The 20,784-nt window shown below is 40.3% G+C and carries 23 protein-coding genes; all 23 read left to right on the top strand.

The features are described from left to right. Position 1: 1 nt before the first annotated feature. Positions 2–337, top strand: a complete 336-nt coding sequence (locus tag RM541_RS13520; protein WP_168025987.1) for a P-II family nitrogen regulator — start codon at positions 2–4, stop codon at positions 335–337. Then, the gene (locus RM541_RS13515) at positions 334–864 is read left to right on the top strand and encodes a Fur family transcriptional regulator (protein WP_311500670.1); all 531 of its coding nucleotides are present in this window, start codon (positions 334–336) and stop codon (positions 862–864) included. The genes RM541_RS13520 and RM541_RS13515 overlap by 4 nt, the downstream gene beginning before the upstream one ends. Before the next feature lie 76 nt (positions 865–940). Further along, a complete protein-coding gene (locus RM541_RS13510) occupies positions 941–2,971 on the top strand; it encodes a heavy metal translocating P-type ATPase (protein WP_266069679.1) in 2,031 nt (676 codons plus the stop codon). Between the two features lie 185 nt (positions 2,972–3,156). Beyond that, positions 3,157–3,927 carry an AlbA family DNA-binding domain-containing protein gene (locus RM541_RS13505; RefSeq protein WP_311500669.1) on the top strand — a complete coding sequence of 257 codons (771 nt, stop codon included), beginning with the start codon at positions 3,157–3,159 and terminating at the stop codon, positions 3,925–3,927. Between the two features lie 29 nt (positions 3,928–3,956). After that, complete coding sequence (locus RM541_RS13500) at positions 3,957–6,437, top strand: heavy metal translocating P-type ATPase (protein ID WP_311500668.1); 2,481 nt, start codon at positions 3,957–3,959, stop codon at positions 6,435–6,437. A gap of 170 nt (positions 6,438–6,607) precedes the next feature. Further along, complete coding sequence (locus RM541_RS13495) at positions 6,608–6,952, top strand: four-helix bundle copper-binding protein (protein ID WP_311500667.1); 345 nt, start codon at positions 6,608–6,610, stop codon at positions 6,950–6,952. A gap of 268 nt (positions 6,953–7,220) precedes the next feature. Continuing rightward, on the top strand, positions 7,221–7,673 hold the full coding sequence (locus RM541_RS13490; RefSeq protein ID WP_311500666.1) for an OsmC family protein: 453 nt from the start codon (positions 7,221–7,223) through the stop codon (positions 7,671–7,673). A gap of 70 nt (positions 7,674–7,743) precedes the next feature. Further along, positions 7,744–8,439 (top strand): ribulose-phosphate 3-epimerase, encoded by a 696-nt coding sequence (gene rpe / locus RM541_RS13485; RefSeq protein ID WP_311500665.1) that lies wholly within the window; start codon positions 7,744–7,746, stop codon positions 8,437–8,439. A 10-nt stretch (positions 8,440–8,449) separates the two neighbouring features. Beyond that, complete coding sequence (locus RM541_RS13480) at positions 8,450–8,806, top strand: SpoIIAA family protein (RefSeq protein WP_311500664.1); 357 nt, start codon at positions 8,450–8,452, stop codon at positions 8,804–8,806. Positions 8,807–8,862: 56 nt separating this feature from the next. Next, positions 8,863–9,684 (top strand): universal stress protein, encoded by an 822-nt coding sequence (locus RM541_RS13475; protein ID WP_311500663.1) that lies wholly within the window; start codon positions 8,863–8,865, stop codon positions 9,682–9,684. A 65-nt stretch (positions 9,685–9,749) separates the two neighbouring features. Then, positions 9,750–9,917, top strand: a complete 168-nt coding sequence (locus RM541_RS13470; protein WP_311500662.1) for a SpoIIAA family protein — start codon at positions 9,750–9,752, stop codon at positions 9,915–9,917. Next, on the top strand, positions 9,902–11,266 hold the full coding sequence (gene nhaA, locus RM541_RS13465; protein ID WP_311500661.1) for a Na+/H+ antiporter NhaA: 1,365 nt from the start codon (positions 9,902–9,904) through the stop codon (positions 11,264–11,266). Before RM541_RS13470 ends, nhaA begins: the two co-directional genes overlap by 16 nt. A gap of 241 nt (positions 11,267–11,507) precedes the next feature. Further along, the gene (locus tag RM541_RS13460) at positions 11,508–11,873 is read left to right on the top strand and encodes a SpoIIAA family protein (RefSeq protein WP_311500660.1); all 366 of its coding nucleotides are present in this window, start codon (positions 11,508–11,510) and stop codon (positions 11,871–11,873) included. A 78-nt stretch (positions 11,874–11,951) separates the two neighbouring features. Further along, positions 11,952–12,128, top strand: coding sequence for a hypothetical protein (locus RM541_RS13455; protein WP_235329315.1), 177 nt, complete (start codon positions 11,952–11,954; stop codon positions 12,126–12,128). A 145-nt stretch (positions 12,129–12,273) separates the two neighbouring features. After that, complete coding sequence (gene lpdA, locus RM541_RS13450) at positions 12,274–13,677, top strand: dihydrolipoyl dehydrogenase (RefSeq protein ID WP_311500659.1); 1,404 nt, start codon at positions 12,274–12,276, stop codon at positions 13,675–13,677. Between the two features lie 60 nt (positions 13,678–13,737). Next, positions 13,738–14,151 (top strand): Fur family transcriptional regulator, encoded by a 414-nt coding sequence (locus RM541_RS13445; RefSeq protein ID WP_311500658.1) that lies wholly within the window; start codon positions 13,738–13,740, stop codon positions 14,149–14,151. A gap of 72 nt (positions 14,152–14,223) precedes the next feature. Next, positions 14,224–14,964: a DUF4184 family protein gene (locus RM541_RS13440; RefSeq protein WP_311500657.1), complete on the top strand. Its 741-nt coding sequence runs from the start codon at positions 14,224–14,226 to the stop codon at positions 14,962–14,964. Between the two features lie 219 nt (positions 14,965–15,183). Further along, on the top strand, positions 15,184–15,405 hold the full coding sequence (locus RM541_RS13435) for a hypothetical protein (protein WP_311500656.1): 222 nt from the start codon (positions 15,184–15,186) through the stop codon (positions 15,403–15,405). Beyond that, positions 15,402–16,028, top strand: a complete 627-nt coding sequence (locus RM541_RS13430) for a cation efflux transmembrane domain-containing protein (protein WP_311500655.1) — start codon at positions 15,402–15,404, stop codon at positions 16,026–16,028. Before RM541_RS13435 ends, RM541_RS13430 begins: the two co-directional genes overlap by 4 nt. Positions 16,029–16,081: 53 nt before the next feature. Further along, positions 16,082–16,501 (top strand): Fur family transcriptional regulator, encoded by a 420-nt coding sequence (locus RM541_RS13425; protein ID WP_311500654.1) that lies wholly within the window; start codon positions 16,082–16,084, stop codon positions 16,499–16,501. A 110-nt stretch (positions 16,502–16,611) separates the two neighbouring features. Then, complete coding sequence (locus RM541_RS13420) at positions 16,612–17,403, top strand: cation diffusion facilitator family transporter (protein ID WP_311500653.1); 792 nt, start codon at positions 16,612–16,614, stop codon at positions 17,401–17,403. 46 nt (positions 17,404–17,449) lie between these two features. After that, complete coding sequence (locus RM541_RS13415; RefSeq protein WP_311500652.1) at positions 17,450–18,133, top strand: lipoprotein signal peptidase; 684 nt, start codon at positions 17,450–17,452, stop codon at positions 18,131–18,133. A 390-nt stretch (positions 18,134–18,523) separates the two neighbouring features. Next, on the top strand, positions 18,524–20,431 hold the full coding sequence (locus RM541_RS13410; protein ID WP_311500651.1) for a cytochrome c/FTR1 family iron permease: 1,908 nt from the start codon (positions 18,524–18,526) through the stop codon (positions 20,429–20,431). Positions 20,432–20,784: the final 353 nt, after the last annotated feature.

Below are 20,784 nucleotides of genomic sequence, written 5' to 3'. Positions count from 1 at the left end.
GATGAAAGAAATAAAAGCATTTATAAAACCAAAAAGAGTACAAAAAGTAGTTGAAGCCCTTAGTGATAGTGGCTTTAATAGCATGACCCTTTCGCAAGGGGAAGGGACCGGTGCATTCAAAGCCAAAGGTGCCAGCCCCTCCCTTGATTTTCGCATTACAGATAGTCCCGTAGTGAAACTGGAACTGGTGTGCCAAAATGAAGAAGCACGAAAAGCAATAGACATCATAGTCGAAAATGGAAAGACAACGGATCCTGGCGACGGAATTATTTATGTTTCAGATATTGAAGATGCGTTTCAAATAAAGACGGGAAAATCCATAAAGAAATTTGATTGACGGGGAGCAACAACAATAAAATAAGTCCTGTAAAGGAAGTTCTAACTGTTTGTCTTACTAATGGGATTTCCTTTTCAGGCATAATTTACGGCGTTAATGTGAAAAACAAATTTAAAATAAAGGAACTCGAAGAATTACTGACTGCAAAAAAAGTAAGGACAACGGCCATGCGCTTGTTGGTCCTCAAAACCCTTCAAAAGCAAAAAGCCGCGATAGGTTTGCAGGATTTGGAATCGGTCTTCGAAAAGGCCGACAGGATTACCTTGTACCGCACGCTAAAAACTTTTGAGGAAAAAGGTTTGATACACAGTATAGTGGACGGGAACGGAACAACCAAATATGCATTGTGCAAAGAAGGTTGTGAGTGCGCCCCCAAAGATATGCACGTGCATTTTTATTGCCAAAACTGCCGGGAAACCTTTTGCCTGCCCAAATCAAAAGTCCCCGAAGTGCCCTTGCCGGAACACTTTGTGCCGGTGGAGACAACGTTATTGGTAAAAGGGGTTTGCGGCAAATGTTCAGGCTGAAAAATGCAATTTCATTGCAGGTTTTTAAATATATCTTTGGAATAAGCTGTTTTTGAAGATTTAAAAGAAAAATATTATGAGCGATTGTTGCGGTAGCGGTGCATGTTCAAATGGGGGGATATCCTCCAATACAACTAAAAGTGGTTTTTTACAAACCTATGGGGAGTACGGTTTGGCAATTACCGGTTTTCTCCTTTTGGCCGTGGGTATTGTCTTAAAAGAAGTTGTGGCTTCTAACTGGTTTACGGCACCTTTCCAATTTGTCCTTTTTGGACTGGCGTATCTTCCCGTGGGCGGGCCCGTATTGTGGAAAGCCATCAGGCAAATAAGGAAAGGAAATATCTTTAGCGAATTTTTCCTGATGGGCATTGCCACCATAGGCGCTTTTTTGCTGGGCGAGTATGCCGAGGGGGTGGCGGTAATGCTTTTTTATGCCGTGGGCGAATTGTTCCAGGGGGCCGCGGTAAACAAGGCAAAAAAATCCATTGAAAGTTTGTTGAAAATCCAGGCCGAGGAGGTGGCTGTAGTGGAAGCAGACGGAACCATAAAAATCGTGCACCCGTCCACGGTAGCGGTTGGCAGTATTATCCAGGTAAAACCGGGAGAGAAGGTAGCCATTGATGGAATCTTGATTTCTGAAAAGGCCACTTTCAACACTGCGGCACTTACTGGTGAACCCGCACCAGACCGTAAATACAAGGGGGAACAGGTTTTGGCCGGAATGGTGAATTTGGAAGACCTGGGCACCATAAAAGTTACCAGCCGTTTTGAGGACAGCAAGCTCTCAAAAATTTTGGAAATGGTACGGGAAGCGGCTTCCCGAAAGGCAAAAACCCAACGTTTTATCACCCGTTTTGCCAAAGTTTATACCCCCATTGTGGTTTTGCTAGCCACGGCCATTACTTTGCTTCCGTACTTTTTTGTGGAAACCTATATTTTTGGGGAATGGCTTTACCGGGCCCTGGTATTTTTGGTGATATCCTGCCCCTGTGCCCTGATGATTTCCATTCCTTTGGGATATTTTGGCGGTATTGGCGCGGCTTCCCGCAATGGCATTCTCTTTAAAGGTTCCAATTACCTGGACCAGATGCGGAAGGTGGACACCGTGGTGATGGACAAGACCGGCACCCTTACCAAAGGGATATTTGAAGTGCAGCACATCAGGACCTTTGAATTTGACCGGGAGTTGATTTTGAACCTGGTGGCAGGTCTCGAGAGCAGCTCCAACCATCCGGTAGCCAGGGCAGTGACCTCCTATTGGGTCTCTTTGGGCTATAAAACGGCCCAGGTGGAGCATGCAGAAGAGATTTCAGGCATGGGGATGAAAGGACAGGTAGAAGGGTTTAACATATTGGCTGGAAACACTAAGCTGTTAAAGAAATTCAATATTCCCTATGATCCGGAAATAGACGATTTTGTGGAAACAACGATAGTAATGGCCATCAACGAAAAGTATTGTGGTTTTATTACCATTGCCGATGAGATCAAAGAAGATGCGAAATTGGCCGTAGATGAATTGCGCCAGCTAGGGGTGAAAAACATCGTCATGCTCTCCGGCGATAAAGAGAGGGTAGTGCAGAAACTGGCCCGGGAGCTTGGGCTGGATTTGGCCATTGGAGGTTTGCTGCCCGAAGGAAAGATCAAAGAAGTCGAAAGGTTAAAAAAAGGATCGGCTATGTTGGCTTTTATTGGTGACGGGATCAATGACGCGCCTGTTATCACACTTGCCGACATTGGCATGGCCATGGGTGGTTTGGGCTCTGATGCCGCTATCGAAACCGCAGATGTGGTGGTACAAAACGACCAGCCTTCAAAAATCGCTACCGCTATAAAAATAAGCAAAGCAACAAACCGGATTGTTTGGCAAAACATAGGCCTGGCCTTTGGGGTAAAATTTTTGGTGTTGGCCCTGGGGGCTTTTGGAATGGCAAGCATGTGGGAAGCGGTATTTGCCGATGTGGGCGTTACCCTGCTGGCCATATTAAATGCCATGCGAATTCAGAAAATTGATTTCCGTACAAAGGAAACTTCTGAAACAAAAATTTTAGATAAAACTGTAGCGCCTTTCCCTAAAAGGGAAACAAAAACGGAAAAGGAGTTTGCCTAAATTGAAAGCCAAAAGTGTAGGGGGTTAGAAGGTGCGGGTTGTAAAGAACAAATACCGAAGAATAAATTGATAATGCACAATCGTTCAGCAATTGCTTAAGGGGAACAAAAAAAGTACTAAAGGTGAGGTACAAAAATATTGAACGTCCAATACCATTGAATATGATTTAATAAAATAATTGTCTGATGAACAACAAGGGGTTTTTCTTTACTGTTATTGTGGGCTTTGTGATGGGGGTATTTATTGTTCAGCCCCTTGGGATTTCCCTTTTTTTGTATGACAATCAGGGCGACCAGGGCAGTTGGTGGAATATCCTGGAAATTGTTTTTGTACAAATTGCCGGTTTCGGGGATTTTGACCAGATTTTGAAGAACCTCCTTTTTGGTTGTTTGGGCATCAGCCTGGCATTGATGTTTTACACCAGGAAAAAAATCTTTCAGCTTGACAAATTGAAGAATGAAACAGATATTATAGAAGCACTTATAGCTAAGGGCGAAACCAGTGAAGTAGAGTTTAAATCTACACTTCGCTGCGATTTACGGCAGTCAAAAATAAATAAAGCCCTGGAAGTCGTAGTGGCAAAAACCATAGCCGGCTTTATAAATTGTAAAGGTGGCAACCTGTTGATTGGCATTGATGATGAAGGCCATATTTTAGGACTTCAGGAAGATTACCAAACCTTGAAGAAGCCTGGCAGGGACGGATTTGAGCAGTATATTATGCAATTGGTCTCCGTTACATTGGTCACCCGCTTTTGTCCTTTGATAAAAGTAACTTTTCACGAATTTAAAGGAAGGGACATTTGCCATTTAAACATACAATCCTCAAAAACACCGGTATTCCTCAATTACGAAGATCGGTCCCATTTTTTTATCCGTACCGGAAATGGCACACGCGAACTGGATATTCCTGAGGCATTGGCCTATATAGGAAAAGGAAAGGCATTGTACAATTAGAGAGCGAAAATTAAAAACCGATAGAAAAAATGAAAAAAACGCAAGTAAAACTGCCAATACTACTGCCGGAAATTCCCGATGAGAACGATCAATGTGTGCAGAGGCTAATGGATCACCTGCAAAACAGGGAAGGTATTGAAAAGGTACATATTGCTTCTGAAAAAGAGGATGATACCCCTCAGCTTTGTTTTCATTACGATCCCGACATTATTTCCATTGCCCATATTAGAAAACTCGCAAAACAGGCAGGGGCATCATTGACCAATGAATTTGGACATAGCCTGCTCGAGGTTGAGGGAATTCGACATGCAAGACATGCAAGGAAAATCGAAAAAGGGTTAAGAGGATTAGAGGAGATAATGGAAGCCTCGGTATCCGAATCGGGAATCGTAAGGCTGGAATTTATAAAGGCTAAAACCGATGAAAAAGATTTTAATCAAATCCTGAGGAACGAAGGCCTGAAAATCAAAACCGCCAAAAAGAATGAAAAAATGCCTCCTGAAACGGCTGAAACCCATAAACATTCCCACGAGGAGGCAGAGCTTAAAGATGAAGGCCACGCCCATGACCACGGGGGTATTTTAGGAAAAAATACTGAGATGTACTTTTCCATTATTTGCGGGGTTTTATTGGGCACCGGTTTTGGCCTTTCCTACCTGGAAACTGTGCCGGAATGGGTAAGTCTGGCCTTGTACATAGGCGCCTATTTCTTTGGGGGCTATTACACGGCAAAAGAAGCCATTGAAACGGTTGCCAAAGGAGGTTTCGAAATTGATTTCCTTATGCTGGTCGCGGCAATTGGGGCAGCCGTTCTGGGAGAATGGGCAGAAGGGGCTTTGCTCCTCTTCCTTTTTAGCCTGGGCCATGCGCTCGAAAATTACGCCATGAACAAGGCTAGAAAATCCATTGCAGCCCTGGCAGACCTTGCCCCTAAAACTGCCCTAATAAAACGAGATGGAAAGACGCAGGAAGTAAAAATTGAAGAGCTTCAGGTAGGTGATATTGTTGTAGTGAGATCCAACACCAAAATTTCTGCCGATGGTGTTGTTGTTAATGGCAATAGTAGTGTGAACCAGGCACCCATCACCGGCGAAAGCGTCCCTGTGGATAAGTCCCCCGTACCCGATCCTGACAAAGATTATTCAAAAGAAAGCGAAATAAAAGATGAACACCGTGTATTTGCGGGAACCATCAACGGCAATAGTACCCTGGAAGTAAAGGTGATAAAAACCTCTCAGGATTCTACACTGTCAAGACTGGTGACATTGGTGAATGAAGCCCAGACACAGAAATCACCTACCCAATTATTGACTGATAAGTTTGAAAAATATTTTGTGCCATCGGTTTTGGCCCTGGTGGTTTTGCTGAATTTCGCCTTCCTTGTCCTCGATGAACCCTTTAGCGAGAGTTTCTATAGGGCAATGGCGGTTTTAGTGGCTGCCAGTCCCTGTGCCCTGGCCATTTCCACACCCAGTGCTGTACTTAGCGGAGTAGCCCGCGCAGCCAGGGGTGGGGTTCTGATAAAGGGGGGGCGGCCCCTGGAAGATCTTGGCGTGCTCACCGCTATTGCTTTTGACAAAACCGGTACCCTTACTGAAGGCAAACCAAAGCTCACCAAAGTTATCACATTAACGGACGTAAGTGAAGAGGAACTGCTAAAAACAGCTGTAGCTGTAGAGGCTTTAAGCGACCACCCCCTTGCAAAAGCAGTGGTACGGGACGGAAAAGAACGCTTGGGAAACATACAATTTCCGGAAGCAAGTAATATGGAAGCTGTTTTAGGAAAAGGCATAAAAGCCAGCCTCGGGGAAGATAAGGTGTATATGGGGAATTTGGAGCTCTTTGAAGCGCTCGATGATCAAAAGCCTTCAGAAGAAACCGTAGAAAAAGTAAGGGAACAGGAAGCCGCAGGGAACACGACAATGTTGATACGCAGGAATGAGGAGTATATTGGAATTATTTCCCTTATGGACACTCCTCGGGAAGAAGCTAAAGCAACCTTGGAGGAGCTTAAAAAAATCGGTATTAAACGTATGATCATGCTCACCGGGGATAACCAAAAAGTGGCTGATGCGGTGGCCAAAGAAATTGATCTTACCGATGCCTGGGGGAGCCTGCTTCCCGAGGAAAAGGTAGATGCTATCAAAAAATTAAAGAAACAGGAGGATAAAGTAGCCATGGTGGGCGATGGAGTGAATGATGCTCCCGCTATGGCACATAGTACCGTGGGTATTGCAATGGGGGCAGCAGGATCTGATGTGGCCCTGGAAACCGCCGATATAGCCCTGATGGCAGATAAACTGGAAACCCTGCCTTTTGCAATAGGTTTGAGCCGGAAAGCCAAAGCTATCATAAAACAAAACCTTTGGGTAAGCCTGGGAATTGTAGCTTTATTAATTCCCGCCACCATATTTGGCTTTGCCAACATCGGGATAGCAGTACTTGTTCACGAAGGATCCACTTTATTAGTGGTTGGAAACGCCTTGAGATTATTGGCTTATAAGAAATAAAAGATGGCTTAGTGAAGAAATTCTTGGGAATTATCCGCCCTTATCGGCGTAGCAAGTGGGAATTGGGAGCATTTGATTTGGTTTCAAAAATGAAAAATAATGCTGAAAAAGGATAAATATTATAAACCTTAGTAGAAATAGTTCTACATATAATTTAAATCTATTTAATTATGAAAAATGAAAATCATGAACAACTCGTTCAAACCTTGCTAAACTGTGCTTTAGCTTGTGAAAACTGTGCTGCTCAAAGCTTAGCAGAAGAAGAAACCGGAATGATGCAAAGATGCATTCCGTTGGACATTGACTGTGCTGACATTTGTATACAAGCAGCTAGGTTGCTACAGAGAAATTCTGCCCTTGCGCATGAATATCTTTTGATCTGTGAAAAAGCTTGCAGGATGTGTGCTGAAGAATGTGCAAAACACGATCATGAGCATTGTAAGAAATGTGCTCAAGCCTGTAATGAATGTGCGGAAGCATGCCATAATCATCACGGTGATGTGCAGTTAAGCTAATGTAATGAAAGGTATGCGGTGTTTATAGCATCGCATATTTTCCTTAAAGTAAAAAAACAAAAAATGAAGTGTTACAAGAGAAATAGAGGGCGAACCAAATTTAAAACTAGAAATATACTATGAGGAAGTTCTCTAAAGAAAATTAAGAACTTTTTGTATTAGTTAACCCGGGTTTCCTTTCCAGGCACAATTATTTAAAATCAATGAATATAACTAATAGAACAAAAGACTATCTAAAGTAGATTTTATAATTTAAAACAAGAGAATAATGTCAGAATTTAAAGTTAAACTAGAATGGAATCCCGATTCCGAGGATTTCTCCTATAAGAATTATACACGTACCCATCAATGGATTTTTGGAGGAGGCTCTGAAATCACTGCATCTGCAGCTCCGGAGTATTTGGGGAAAGCTGAATTTGTCAATCCTGAAGAGGCTTTCGCTGCTTCCCTCTCCAGCTGTCACTTATTGACTTTTCTGGCTATTGCCTCCTTTAAAAAGTATATTATAAAGAGTTACAAAGATGAAACCGTTGCTGTGGTTGAGAAAAACAAGGATGGTAAACAGGCTGTGACCAGGGTTTTTTTACGGCCCAAAGTAGAATTCTCGGGTGAACATATACCTGATGAAGAAGAAATGGAAAAAATGCACCATAAAGCACATGCTGAATGTTTTATCTCCAACTCTGTAATAACAGAGGTTGTAGTGGAACCTGTTTTATAATTTCCTTCAGGTAAATTTAGTGTGTAAGGTTTAATTTAAATACCAAAATAGGCAATAAAACATAACTGCTATGAAAAATTTTATGGTTGCTCCTTCCATTCTTTCGACAGATTTTGCCCACCTGGGCAAAACCCTCGAAATTATTAATAGAAGTGAAGCAGACTGGCTGCACGTGGATGTGATGGATGGTATGTTTGTTCCAAATATCTCCTTTGGGACACCTGTTTTAGAAGCTATTGAGCAGCACTCTATGAAACCTATCGAGCTGCACTTGATGATTGTTGAGCCTGAAAGGTATCTGGAAGTTTTTTCTAAATATGGAATAGACCAAATTACTGTGCACGCTGAGGCCTGCCTTCATTTGCACAGCGTGGTGCAACAAATAAAAAGCCTGGGCTGTAAAGCAGGGGTAGCTTTAAATCCGCATACCTCTTTAGGAAGCCTGGAATACGTCATCAAAGATTTAGATACAGTTTGCCTAATGGCTGTAAATCCGGGTTTTGGCGGACAAGGTTTTATTCCCGAAACACTGGAAAAAATAAAGGAATTAAAGCAATTTATACAAAGAAAAGATGCAAAGGCCTTTATTGAAGTAGATGGCGGGGTTAACAGGAATAACGTGAAGGAAATTTTGAATTCAGGAGCTGATGCTGTTGTAGCAGGAAGTAGTATTTTCAATTCCGATGATCCTCTTAGGGCAATTCAGGAGCTTAAAAAACCCATTGAAATTAATGTTACAAAACGGAATAAATTAAATAATAATTAAAAAAGGAGTTATGCTACAAATATTAGGACAAACAGAAGGGAATTTAATAGCCACAAGAGCAACGGAAAATTTGACCGAAGCCGATTACGATAAGCTATTGCCCCTGCTGAACAACATAGTGGAAAAATATAAAAAAATCCGCTGGTATTTTGAAATGGAAGGTTTTGAAGGATGGACACCAAAAGCCTTTTGGAAAGATTTGAAATTCGATGTCCAACATGCCAACGATTTTGAAAAAGTGGCCATGATAGGGGATAAAAAATGGGAAAAATGGATGACAGATTTGATGAAACCTTTTACCTCTGCCGAAGTAAAATTTTTTGACTTAGAGGAAAAGGAAATTGCCAAAAAGTGGATTAAACAATAAAGCTTTTATTTAAACATTTAATTGAAAAACTGCATGTATAATTAAAATTAAAAATCATGAAAATAATAGTTCCGATTGATTTTAGTCAAAGTTCCAAAATTGGAGTTGAGTATGCCACAAAGGTGGCCGAATCTTTAAATTCAGAAATTATCTTTGTTCATGCCTATTCTGAAGGTTATCAATATGCCGGATATGGGGCTATAGTTTATCCGGTACCCGACAACTTTAGTTCTTATCAGAAATTATACAAAGAAAAAATGCTGGAATTTCTCGAAAATTTTCCACGTCTCGCGACAATAAAATATAAGAGTATGGTAGCCTCAGGAAGAATTTCAGGTATTATTTATCAACTAGCAACAGAAGAAAAAGCAAGTTTAATAATTATGGGGACAGAAGGTGCAGGTGAGGTAGAAGGTTATTTTGCAGGAACCACAAGTGAGAAATTAAGTAAGGAAGTACCCTGCCCTGTACTGGTTGTACCGGAAGATTTAGAAAATTTTGGTTTAAAAAGAATTTGCCTGGCGCTGGATTCAGATAACCTGAGACCTGATAGGGAACTAAAGGTGCTGGCTGATCTATTAAGGGCATTTAACCCTCGCCTCTTTATATTTCATTTTTCTAAGAGTAAAGATGAAATTATTAATGAACAGGAGATTAGAAACTATTATAAGGAGTTTTTTAATCTGGAGAATGTTTCTGTTCACCTTTTTTACGAAGGGAAAACTGAAGATAGAATAACCGGTTTTTTGAAAGATAATGCAATAGATATTTTGGCGCTACTTTACAGGAAACATGACTTTATAGAAAAACTAACTGAACTGGGTCTAAGAAGAAAAATGATTTTCAAATCAGAAGTTCCTGTACTTATTCTAAAATAATGGTAGAGTTAACTTTTAATAAAATATACCAGATTTTATAAAACCCACAAGCCTTTTGACAACTTTTGAAATTTGATGTACAATATGCCAACAAATTTGAAAAAGTGGCCATGGTAGGGGATGAAAAATGGGAAAATTGGATGACAGATTTGATGAAACCTTCTACATCTGCCGAAGTAAAATTTTTTGAAATAAACCATGCAAGCGAAGGACAAAAATGGATAAAGAAGTAAAAAAGAAATCTACCCCTGTAAGTTACATGAGGGAAACTGCCCGAAAGTTTCTTGACCGGGAAACCTCAGGCGGTCTTCTGCTCATTTTGGCTACTTTGGTCGCTTTGGTGTTGGCCAATACCGATGTGGCCGATATATACCACCATTACCTGAGTGATGAAATTGTTATAGGAGCACCGGAGCACCTGGAAATTTCCCTTTCGGTGGAAGAATGGATTAATGACGGGCTGATGGTGATCTTCTTTTTGGTGGCCGGTCTCGAATTGAAAAGAGAAGTAATGGTAGGAGAGTTATCTGATTTTAAAAAAGCTTCCATGCCTATATTTGCTGCCCTTGGTGGTATGCTTGTACCGGCTATACTTTTTTTCCTGTTCAACCTTAACATGCCTACTGTCAAAGGTTGGGGTATTCCCATGGCTACTGATATTGCCTATTCTCTTGGAATACTGGGCCTTTTAGGAAAACGGGTGCCTGTGCAGTTAAAGATATTCTTGGTAGCTTTGGCCATTGCCGATGATATCGGTGCGATTCTGGTCATTGCCATTTTTTACAGCAGTCAAATAGCCTGGATGAACCTGCTCATTGCAGGAGGGGCTCTGCTTGTTTTAGCAATACTGAACAGGGCAGGGATAAAACACCTGTCTTTGTATATTTTACTGGGTATTGTATTATGGCTGGCTTTCCTTGACTCCGGCATACATCCCACCCTGGCCGGGGTGTTGTTTTCCCTGACTATTCCCATAAAACCTAAGATACAAAATGAGGACTATAGGCAACGGACAAAATCCCATGTGCAGGAGTTGGAAAAAACCGACCTGGTAAATACCCATCTGCTCACTGATAAGAAGCAACAGAATATTCTGGAAACAATCCGAAGTGACACCAAACACACCCACCCTCCCCTACTGCGGCTGGAAAATGCGCTTACCGGTATCAATGCCTTCTTTATCATTCCTGTCTTTGCGTTAGCCAATGCAGGTGTAGAACTCAGTCTTGGAATTTCAGAAGTGCTGTCTAGTTCCCTGGGTCTCGGGATTTTAACAGGATTGGTGCTGGGGAAAGTTTGCGGCATTACCGCCTTCTCATATCTGGGCGTAAAAATGGGCTTCGCTCAATTACCGGTAGGTCTCAGTTGGAGGCATATAATAGGTACGGGACTTATAGCCGGTATCGGGTTTACAATGTCACTGTTTATCACAAACCTGGCATTTGCAGATCAAAACCTTGTTCAGGTAGCGAAAATAAGCATCCTGCTCGCTTCACTTATAGCAGCCATAGCCGGTGTCCTTGTGCTTCGTCTGGGGAAGACCCGGAGCGTCAAGCAACAGGAGCTGGGAGAAGTTGTTTAAGGTATTCTGTGAAAGCCGGAGGATAGTCAAACCAAAAACAGGAAGGAGTTGGATACTTAGGAACTTCAAAATGAATTAATAAATGCAACAACGGCAACATTGAGTGATATGGGAATTGCTATAGCTGGAGAGGGCCGAGGTATAAATCAAAATAAACAAAAACGTCTCGACTGCGCTCGACGTGACAATTATAATTCAATTTTGCTTATTAGGTTTTTTACCTGACAAGCATATAAAGTATATGATAAACCTTTTAAATTCAAATAGGGACAACCTCATTGCCGTGGAAGTGAGCGGTAAGCTTTCAAAAGAGGAGGTGGAAAATTTGCATCCGCTTATCGATGAAATTATTGCTAAAAATAATAAAGTGGATTTTTATTTTGAACTGCACGATTTCTACGGATACGATTTGGAAGGATTGTGGGTAGATCTAAAAATAGATGCTGCACATATTTCCGACTACGGTAATATGGCTATTGTTGGGGATAAAAAATGGCAGGAAAAAACTACAAAGGTTTTAAATTTCTTTTCAGGCTCTCAAATAAAATACTTTGACATAAATGAAAAGGATACGGCCAAAGCCTGGATTGGTTTAGTAAAGGAGTAGCTTACAGCAAAAAATGCCCTCTTAAGATGGGAAACTGTCAATAAACAGGAAAAAATTGTTTAACAAAAAGAAGTAACTATGGACTGGACATTTGAAGATTTTAAGACAGACTTGGATTCCCTAAACCCGGCAGTGAGGGAGAAAGCTCTTGAAATAGCCAACGATCTTATGAAAGAGGAAAAGTATACAACAAAAGAAGCGATAACCAAAGCCATTAAACAGGCGGAAGAATGGTTTTATGATCTGGAAGGATGAGACCTAAGGCATAAACCAATAACTTTCCTGTAAAACTTATCAGAAAGTATTGGTCAAAGTGGAATGTAATCGCTCTTTCTTAAAAAGTAGACCTAATATTTGGGTTGTTGTGAACAATATTAATTTAAAACTTTAATTTCAAGATATGGAAAAATTTGATGTAACTATTATAGGATCTGGACCGGGTGGGTATGTAAGCGCTATACGTTGCGCCCAATTAGGGCTAAAAACAGCCATTGTTGAAAGGTACAGCACGCTTGGCGGCACCTGTCTTAACGTGGGCTGTATCCCTTCAAAAGCCTGGCTGGAAGCCTCGGAGCATTATTACAAACTGAAACATCAATTTGAAAACTTTGGGATTGATGTAAAAGAGGCCAATGTCGATATTCTAAAAATGAACCAAAGGGTTCAGGATGTGGTAAAGGAAATCATCAATGGCGTTGGTTACCTGATGAAAAAGAACAAGGTAACCGTTTTTGAAGGCCACGGCACTATTAAGGACAAAAATACGATTGAGATTAAGGGCGAGGACAAAACGGAAACCATAGAAACCAATAAAATCATCATTGCCACAGGGTCCAAACCCGCTTCACTGCCCAATATTGAAATCGATAAAAAAAGGATCATCTCTTCCACCGAAGCCCTTGCCCTACAGGAAATACCAAAGCATTTAATGGTCGTTGGCGGCGGTGTTGTCGGGGTAGAGATAGGTTCTATTTTCGCCCGCCTGGGTTCAAAGGTATCGATTGTAGAATATTTTGATAGCCTCATTGCCACTATGGATGGCGCACTGGGACATCAATTGCACCGTTCCCTAAGAAAACAGGGAATTGAATTTTATTTGGAACATAAGGTGACAAATGCAACAGCAACTGAAGGCAAAGTGGCGTTGAAAGCGGAAAACCTATCCGATAAAAAAGAAATGAGTTTAGAAGGCGATTATTGCCTTATGGCCATTGGCAGAAAACCATACACCGCTAATTTAGGCCTTGAAAATATTGGAGTGGAAACCAACGAAAAAGGACAGATAACAGTAGATGAGAACCTCGAAACCAATGTCAAAGGCGTTTATGCTATAGGGGACGTAATCCGTGGGGCAATGCTTGCCCATAAGGCCAGTGAAGAGGGCGTTTTTGTAGCCGAACGGATTGTTGGCCAAAAACCACATATCAATTATTCGCTCATTCCAAATATCGTGTACACTCAACCAGAGGTTGCCGGCGTAGGATCAACTGAAGAAGAACTAAAAAAAGCAGGAAGAAGTATCAAAACAGGCTCTTTTCCCTTTAAAGCTAATGCAAGGGCAAAAATAAGTATGGACACAGACGGTTTTATAAAAGTAATTGCAGATAAGGAAACCGATGAGATATTGGGGGTACATATGATAGGGCCACGAATTGCGGATAGCTATACAGAAGCGGTAGTGGCAATGGAGTTTAGGGCATCTGCAGAAGATATTGCACGAATGTCCCACGGGCACCCCACATTTTCCGAGACCTTTAAAGAAGCCTGCCTGGCAGCTACCGAAGATAGGGCGCTGCATATTTAAATACAAACAAGAACTGCTGTGTTTTTAAAAGTTATTGTATTAATACAAAAGTCACGAATAATGAAAAAGGATTTAGAAAAACAACTTGAACAAAAGAAGGTACGGCCAACAGCCATGCGTTTGCTGGTACTGGATACACTTCAAAGACAAAAAACAGCAGTAGGCTTGGATGATTTAGAAGAGACCCTTGAAAAGGCCGACCTAACCACCCTGTACCCTGCATTGAAAAACTTTGAAGAAATAAAATTGGTACACCGGATAGAAGATGGAGCAGGAGCAACTAAATTTGCTTTATGCGGAGAAGGATGTGAATGCGCTCCTAAAGGTATCCATGTCCATTTTTACTATAATATTTGCCAAGAAACTTTCTGCCTGCCAAAATCTGAAGTTCCGAATGTGCCCTTACCCGAAAATTTAATTCCAGTGGAGACAAAAGTTCTTGTAAAGGGCATTTGTCAAAACTGTGCAAGTTGAAATATGCAATCTCATTGCAAGTTTATAGCAATACCTTCGTGTTACAGCCAATTAAAAAACGATAAAAAATAGATGCCATTTACCTTTTCACATCCAGCAATTGTTTTACCATTTGTTTATTTGCCAAAGCACTGGTTCTCGCTGACGGGGCTTGTAGTTGGAAGCCTAACCCCAGATTTTGAATACTTCTTAAGAATGAAAATTAAAGGGAATTACGGTCACACGATTGAAGGACTTTTATGGTTCGATTTACCCTTAGGACTATTACTTGCTTTCATTTTTCACAACATTGTTCGTGACAGTCTAATTGATAATTTACCGTCAGCTATACAATCACGGTTATCCACATTTAAGAAACTTAACTGGAGCCGACATTTTAAAACAAAAAGGTTGGTTGTGGTAATTTCAATATTAATAGGGGCTGCTTCTCATATTCTTTGGGATGGTTTGGCCCATGACAACGGTTATTCCGCTCAGACTTTTTTAAAATTGCCAAAGATCATAAATGTATTTGGCAACCAAATTTCTTTTTTTAAAATATTTGAACGTTCAAGCACTGTGCTCGGCATATTCTTAATTGCATATACTGTTTACAAACTACCGACTGAGAAAAACAAAAAGATAAAAATTGATCTTAAATATTGGGGACTCTTAATAGGATTGACTTTGGTAATTATATTATTAAAATTTTTGAGCGGACTTGAGATAGACCAATATAAAAATGTAATTGTTTCAATTATTTCAGCGATTCTGTTAAGTCTGACACTGACCCCAATAATATTAAATCAATGCAAAACTGGCGGTAACAACTAAAAACAATGCTATACTTATTGCTTAATCCAAAGTCCTTGCGTACTTGCACCGCCTGATTGTCCTGAGGACAATCTCAGGCTCGCCAGCTCATTTTTTTATATGGGACGTTATGTCTTTAAATAGATGTTGAAAAAGCAGCTGAGCATCAGCCTAAATGTAAGAATGCGAAGTATGAATAGCCTTTATAAGCGAAAAATAAAGCAATTAAAAATTGGAAAAATGGCAAATCGAAAAAAAGAATCAGCAAAATTTTTTACAGGTTTCGCTAGTGCCCAGATAATTTTCCACTGGGGAATAGGATTATTTAATGCGAACCTCCCCCTGGATTTTGGTTTTATTGCCCTGACTGAAGGACTCAATACTTTTTCTATAGTGTTTTGGCCTATCATACTGGTTTTTTCCATGTACTATGGGTGGATTAAAAAAATAAAGAAAAAATGAGCCCTGACACTAAAAACGAAGAAGCTGAGATCCAGCTCGATACGGCCAATAAAGCCGAAAGAAAAACATTAAAACAGGTCCTGGGAATCAATATGTTTCAGGTGGCATTGGCCGGTATTGTTGGCTTTGTTGCAAATTCCACAGGATTATTGGGTGCAGCCCTTGACAATCTGGCTGATTCAGCCGTTTACATTGTAAGCATTTACGCTGTGGGCAAAGGTGTTGCTGCGCAATCACGTGCTGCAAATCTTTCAGGCATACTTTTGATTATATTGGGCTTATTGTTGCTAGGTGAAGTGATCAGGCGGTTCGTTACACAAGCCGAACCAATTGGCTGGGCGATGATCATTACTGCAACGGTGAATGCTGCCAGCAACCTTATAGCTATGCGCTTGCTCAAATCCCACAGTGGAAAAGGAGTCCATATGAAGGCCTCTATGGTATTTACCAGCAACGATATGCTTGTTAATTTAGGGATTGTATTATCCGGTATTGGGGTGATGCTGCTTAACTCCCCTCTTCCGGATTTAATCATCAGCCTTATAACCGTAGGAATTGTATTAAAAGGAGGATGGGAAATCCTTAAGCAAGCACGGAATGCGCGTAGGGGAGCTAAAAAGTAATAATTAAAAAGGAGTTACCAGAGGATACATCTATTTTTAAAAAGAATTTAATTATGCTTTCAAATATTGAAAATAAACTAAAAGAGAAAAATATTCGCCCAACGGCAATGCGCCTGCTGGTTTTGGAAACACTGCAAAAGCAAATAGCAGCAGGAAGTATACAGGACCTGGAAGCAGCTTTTGAAAAATCTGACAGGACGACCCTTTACCGCACCTTAAAAACCTTTGAAGAAAAGAGCATTGTACATAAAATTGAAGACGGCACCGGGGTGGCAAAATACGCACTTTGTGAAGCAGGTTGTAATTGTGAAATAGATAATGACTTACATCTTCATTTCTATTGCACGACCTGCAACGAAACACAGTGTTTGACCGAGCAAAAACTTCCACATATAAGTTTGCCATCAGGATTTAAAGCTATGGACGCCAATTTAGTGGTTAAAGGCATCTGTAATAAATGTAATGGAAGTTAATGCACTACTGTTGCATAATTATTTCCATTAATTTTAAGCCTTAAAATTATTTTCAAATGTTTAGCATAAAGAGTTTTGAAAAATAATTTATGGTACTAAATAAAATTTAAATGAAAAGATCAAATTTTACCATTCAGAAAATGGATTGTCCTTCCGAAGAGCAAATGATTCGGATGAAATTGGAGACTTACCCTCAAGTAAAATACCTAGATTTTGATATACCCAACAGAAAATTGCACGTGTATCATTTGGATGGCATTGAAGATATACAGACATCGATAGCCAGTTTAAAGCTCGGGGATACACTTCAGGGAACCGAAGAAGCCGAGCCTCCCGTATGGGAAGACCAATCAAAACAAAAAAAGATTCTTTGGTGGGTCTTGGGAATCAATTTTGGTTTTTTCGTTATCGAAATGACTACGGGTTGGATTTCGTCTTCTATGGGTCTTATTGCAGATTCCTTGGATATGCTGGCAGATTCTATAGTGTACGCATTAAGTCTGTTCGCGGTTGGTGGTGCTATTTCAAGAAAGAAGAAAGTGGCAAAGTTTAGCGGGTACTTTCAGATGGCTCTGGCGACACTTGGATTTATGGAAATTTTAAGAAGATTCTTTAGTGAAAGTGAAATACCAATGTTTCAATGGATGATCATTGTTTCCATTTTTGCCTTACTGGGTAATCTTATTTCGCTTTGGTTGATCAACAAAGCCAAAAGTAAGGAAGCGCATATGCAGGCGAGCGCGATTTTTACTTCCAACGATATTATTGTAAATGGCGGGGTAATCCTGGCCGGTGTGCTGGTATATTTTCTCGATAGTAAATGGCCCGATTTGGTGATTGGTGGAATCGTGTTCACTTTCGTAATGCGCGGTGCCATAAGAATATTGAAACTGGCGAAATAATTTAAATATATGATCCGCAATATGTATTGGTAACAACAAGATGATTATGAATAAAAGAAATGTAGCATTCTTGATTTTACTGTTGTTGGCAATAGACCAAGCAATAAAGGTTTATATAAAGACGAATTTTTACTATGGCGAAGAAATAAAAGTCCTTGGGCTTGATTGGTTTCGCTTACATTTTTTGGAAAATCCCGGGATGGCCTGGGGCTTTAAGTTTGGGGATGGATACCTGGCCAAGCTTGTTTTGATCCTATTTCGGCTGGCCGCCATTGTTTGGGGGACTTTTTATATCAAAAAGATGATACACGAAGGCTATGCCAAAATCTTTATAATCTCTGCAGCATTTATATACGCAGGTGCATTGGGTAATTTGATTGATGGTGCATTTTACGGACTGATCTTTGAAAAAAGTGATCCAGTAATTCGCAACATTGCAGAAATATTCCCGGCAGGTGGTGGTTATGCTGGATTTTTAAATGGCAATGTGGTGGATATGTGGTTCTTTCCCATTATTGATACAAGGCTTCCGGAATGGCTGCCATTATGGGGAGGCAATGAATTTACTTTTTTCGACCCTGTATTCAATACCGCAGATGTTTGGATTAGCACGGGAGTTTTTTTACTCCTGATCTTTCAAAATAAACAAAGAAAAGAACAGAAAATATCGGATAAGATAAAGTTGAAATATACTGAAGGTAGCAGAACAATTGTGAACGACACTTATTAATGAACGTTTGGCTTTCGGTAGTAGTCTTGAGAATAGTTGCCTGGGTGAAATTCTGTGAGTCTGACCTACTGTTGACATCTTTAAAGCTGCTCTTTAGACCATCGGGACCTTATTTCACAGCGTCAAAACTGCCCGATCTGTTTATACGTACCATTGTGTTTATCATTGTAAACCGTGGTGCCGGAAGAATTTTGAAATTGGAGCGGTAAAGTGCCTCAAACAAGAATTGGATGGATCAAGAAGGAGGAGTTCCTCGAGTTTGTCCATCTGAATTATTCACGTAGATCCCCTTATCCTTTTGGAGCTAAACGAAAAAAAAATCTGTATTAGTGATTATTAATTTTCTTATAAAATCGCAGAACTGTATATTTACCCTTATTTAGATTTAGTATGAATAAATACAAGGTTGTTTTCTTTTTTATTTTCTTTTCAGTAAAGATGTTTTCGCAAAACGCGGTTAATGATACCGATTTGCGCACTTTAGTTACCCTCCTGGATTATATTTCCAAGGATTATCCAGTAGCGGTGGAGGATGGCAAAATAATCAATGAGTTTGAATTCGCCGAAATGAGCGAGTTTGCAACAAAATCCATTGCACTTCAGGAGGATTTATCACATACAATTAATAACACCAGGTTTAAAAAGCTTCATGAACCTCTGCAGGAATTGCAACAAGCTGTTGCGGACAAAAAGGATCCAGAAGCGATTTCTACAATTGCCTTAAATGTCAAAAACAAAATTCTCGATCTTGGAATTTTGAAAATTACACCTAATCGTTATCCCTCGTTAAAGAATGGAGCCTCCCTGTACCAGAATAATTGCGTGTCCTGTCACGGAGGCAAAGGATATGGGGACGGAGCTTTAGCCGGAAATTTAGATCCTGCACCGACCAATTTCCACGAAGCTCAGTTGTCCCCACTTCAGGCTTACAATGTCATCAAATTGGGGATTGAGGGTACGGGGATGGCTTCTTACAATCGTCTTACAGAAGAAGAGCTTTGGGACTTATCTTTTTACGTGTTGTCACTAAAGCACAATGAAGAAATTTCAAGAGCTCAATTGCCATCCAATTTGCATCTTGACAGCATCAGCAAATGGAACGATGAAGAATTGCAACATTTTTTGAATAAATCTTTCAGCAATATAACAGTTGGTCAGGTGCGGAATTATGAACCTGAAAGACCTGAACCTCTAAATATTGCTTTGACCAATCTTGATCTTTCGTATAATGAATATCAAAAAGGCAATAATAAAATTGCTGAAAAATATGCCTTGACATCCTACCTCGAAGGAGTTGAGCTGGTGGAGAATATATTGGGTGCATCTGCGCCTTCATTGGTGAGAGATATTGAGAGGGATATGATTGCTTACCGAAAGGCACTTCAAAACAACAACAAAATAGGTGCGGAAAAGTATTATAATTCCCTAAAAAAAGAAATAAATTCGGCTAAGTCTATATTAGCAGAAAGGGACTATTCCTTTGCATTTATTTATGGTGCTGCATTATCAATCCTTATCAGGGAGGCATTAGAAGCATTGCTGATTATCCTCATTATTCTCCGTGTTCTAAAACCTATGAAAATTAAACGCGCAGTGGTAGCCGTACATTCCGGATGGATTTTGGCCGTACTAATCGGTGTGGTGAGTTGGTTTTTTGTAGATAAACTCATCAATTTAAGCGGAGCATCAAGAGAATTGATGGAAGGTGTTGGAGCTATTCTGGCTGTGCTGGTGTTGCTCTTTGCAGGTGTTTGGCTTCATTCCCATTCTGAAATATCGAAGTGGAAACACTTCATAAAAAATAAAATAAACCGCATTTCAGAAACCGGAAATGGGATAGGCTTGTTTATTTTCTCATTCATCGTGGTGTTCAGGGAAGCTTTTGAAGTGGTCCTGTTTCTTTCATCGCTGAAACTGAGCAATCCCGATGTCGCAAATTCTGCTATTAACTGGGCCTTATTGACTTCCGTTATTATAATAGCCATTATAACAATCGTGTTTGTGAAATTTACTAAAGAACTACCTATAGGAAAATTCTTCAAATTGGCTTCCTATATGGTAGCAGCCTTGGCAATTGTTTTGACAGGCAAAGGAATTATGGCCTTTCAGGAAGTAGGTTACATCCCAATTTCACCCATAGATTTTGCTCCCCGTATAGAACTATTGGGGATTTACCCGAATTTACAGTCCATCCTGGCGCAGCTCCTTGTACTTGTCATTATAATATTTTTCCATTGGCGGAATCGAAATCAAAAAGGTAATCTGCAATCCTCACGAGAATTCGTTACAGAAGAATAAAATGGAAAAAATCAACAAATACCCGTAAGACAGCTGTTCCGGTATTCGTCCTGGATGATCACCCTGCTTGCTATCATACTTATAGGAAAAGGTATACACTATTCAAGAATCGGGTTTACTCTCTGCTACTATGATTCCGTATCAAATGAGAATAGAGTAGTTGGGGATTTATCCTACCGTGGAATCTATTTTGGGGCAGAGCATTTTGTTGATACTTATCCTGGGCTTGTGGTATATAAATGCAGTACGTAAGAAAGTCTATAGATAGTAAAAATAATCTAAATTTTTTATCAAATTAACTAGTTGGCTGATGTCCCTGTAATTACTGGAGCAGTTCGAAAAACTGTAGTCCT

The organism is Autumnicola psychrophila (assembly GCF_031846645.1).
GTDB lineage: Bacteria > Bacteroidota > Bacteroidia > Flavobacteriales > Flavobacteriaceae > Autumnicola > Autumnicola psychrophila.
The sequence above is the reverse complement of the archived record's forward strand: the minus strand, read 5'-3'. Positions and strand labels throughout refer to the sequence as shown.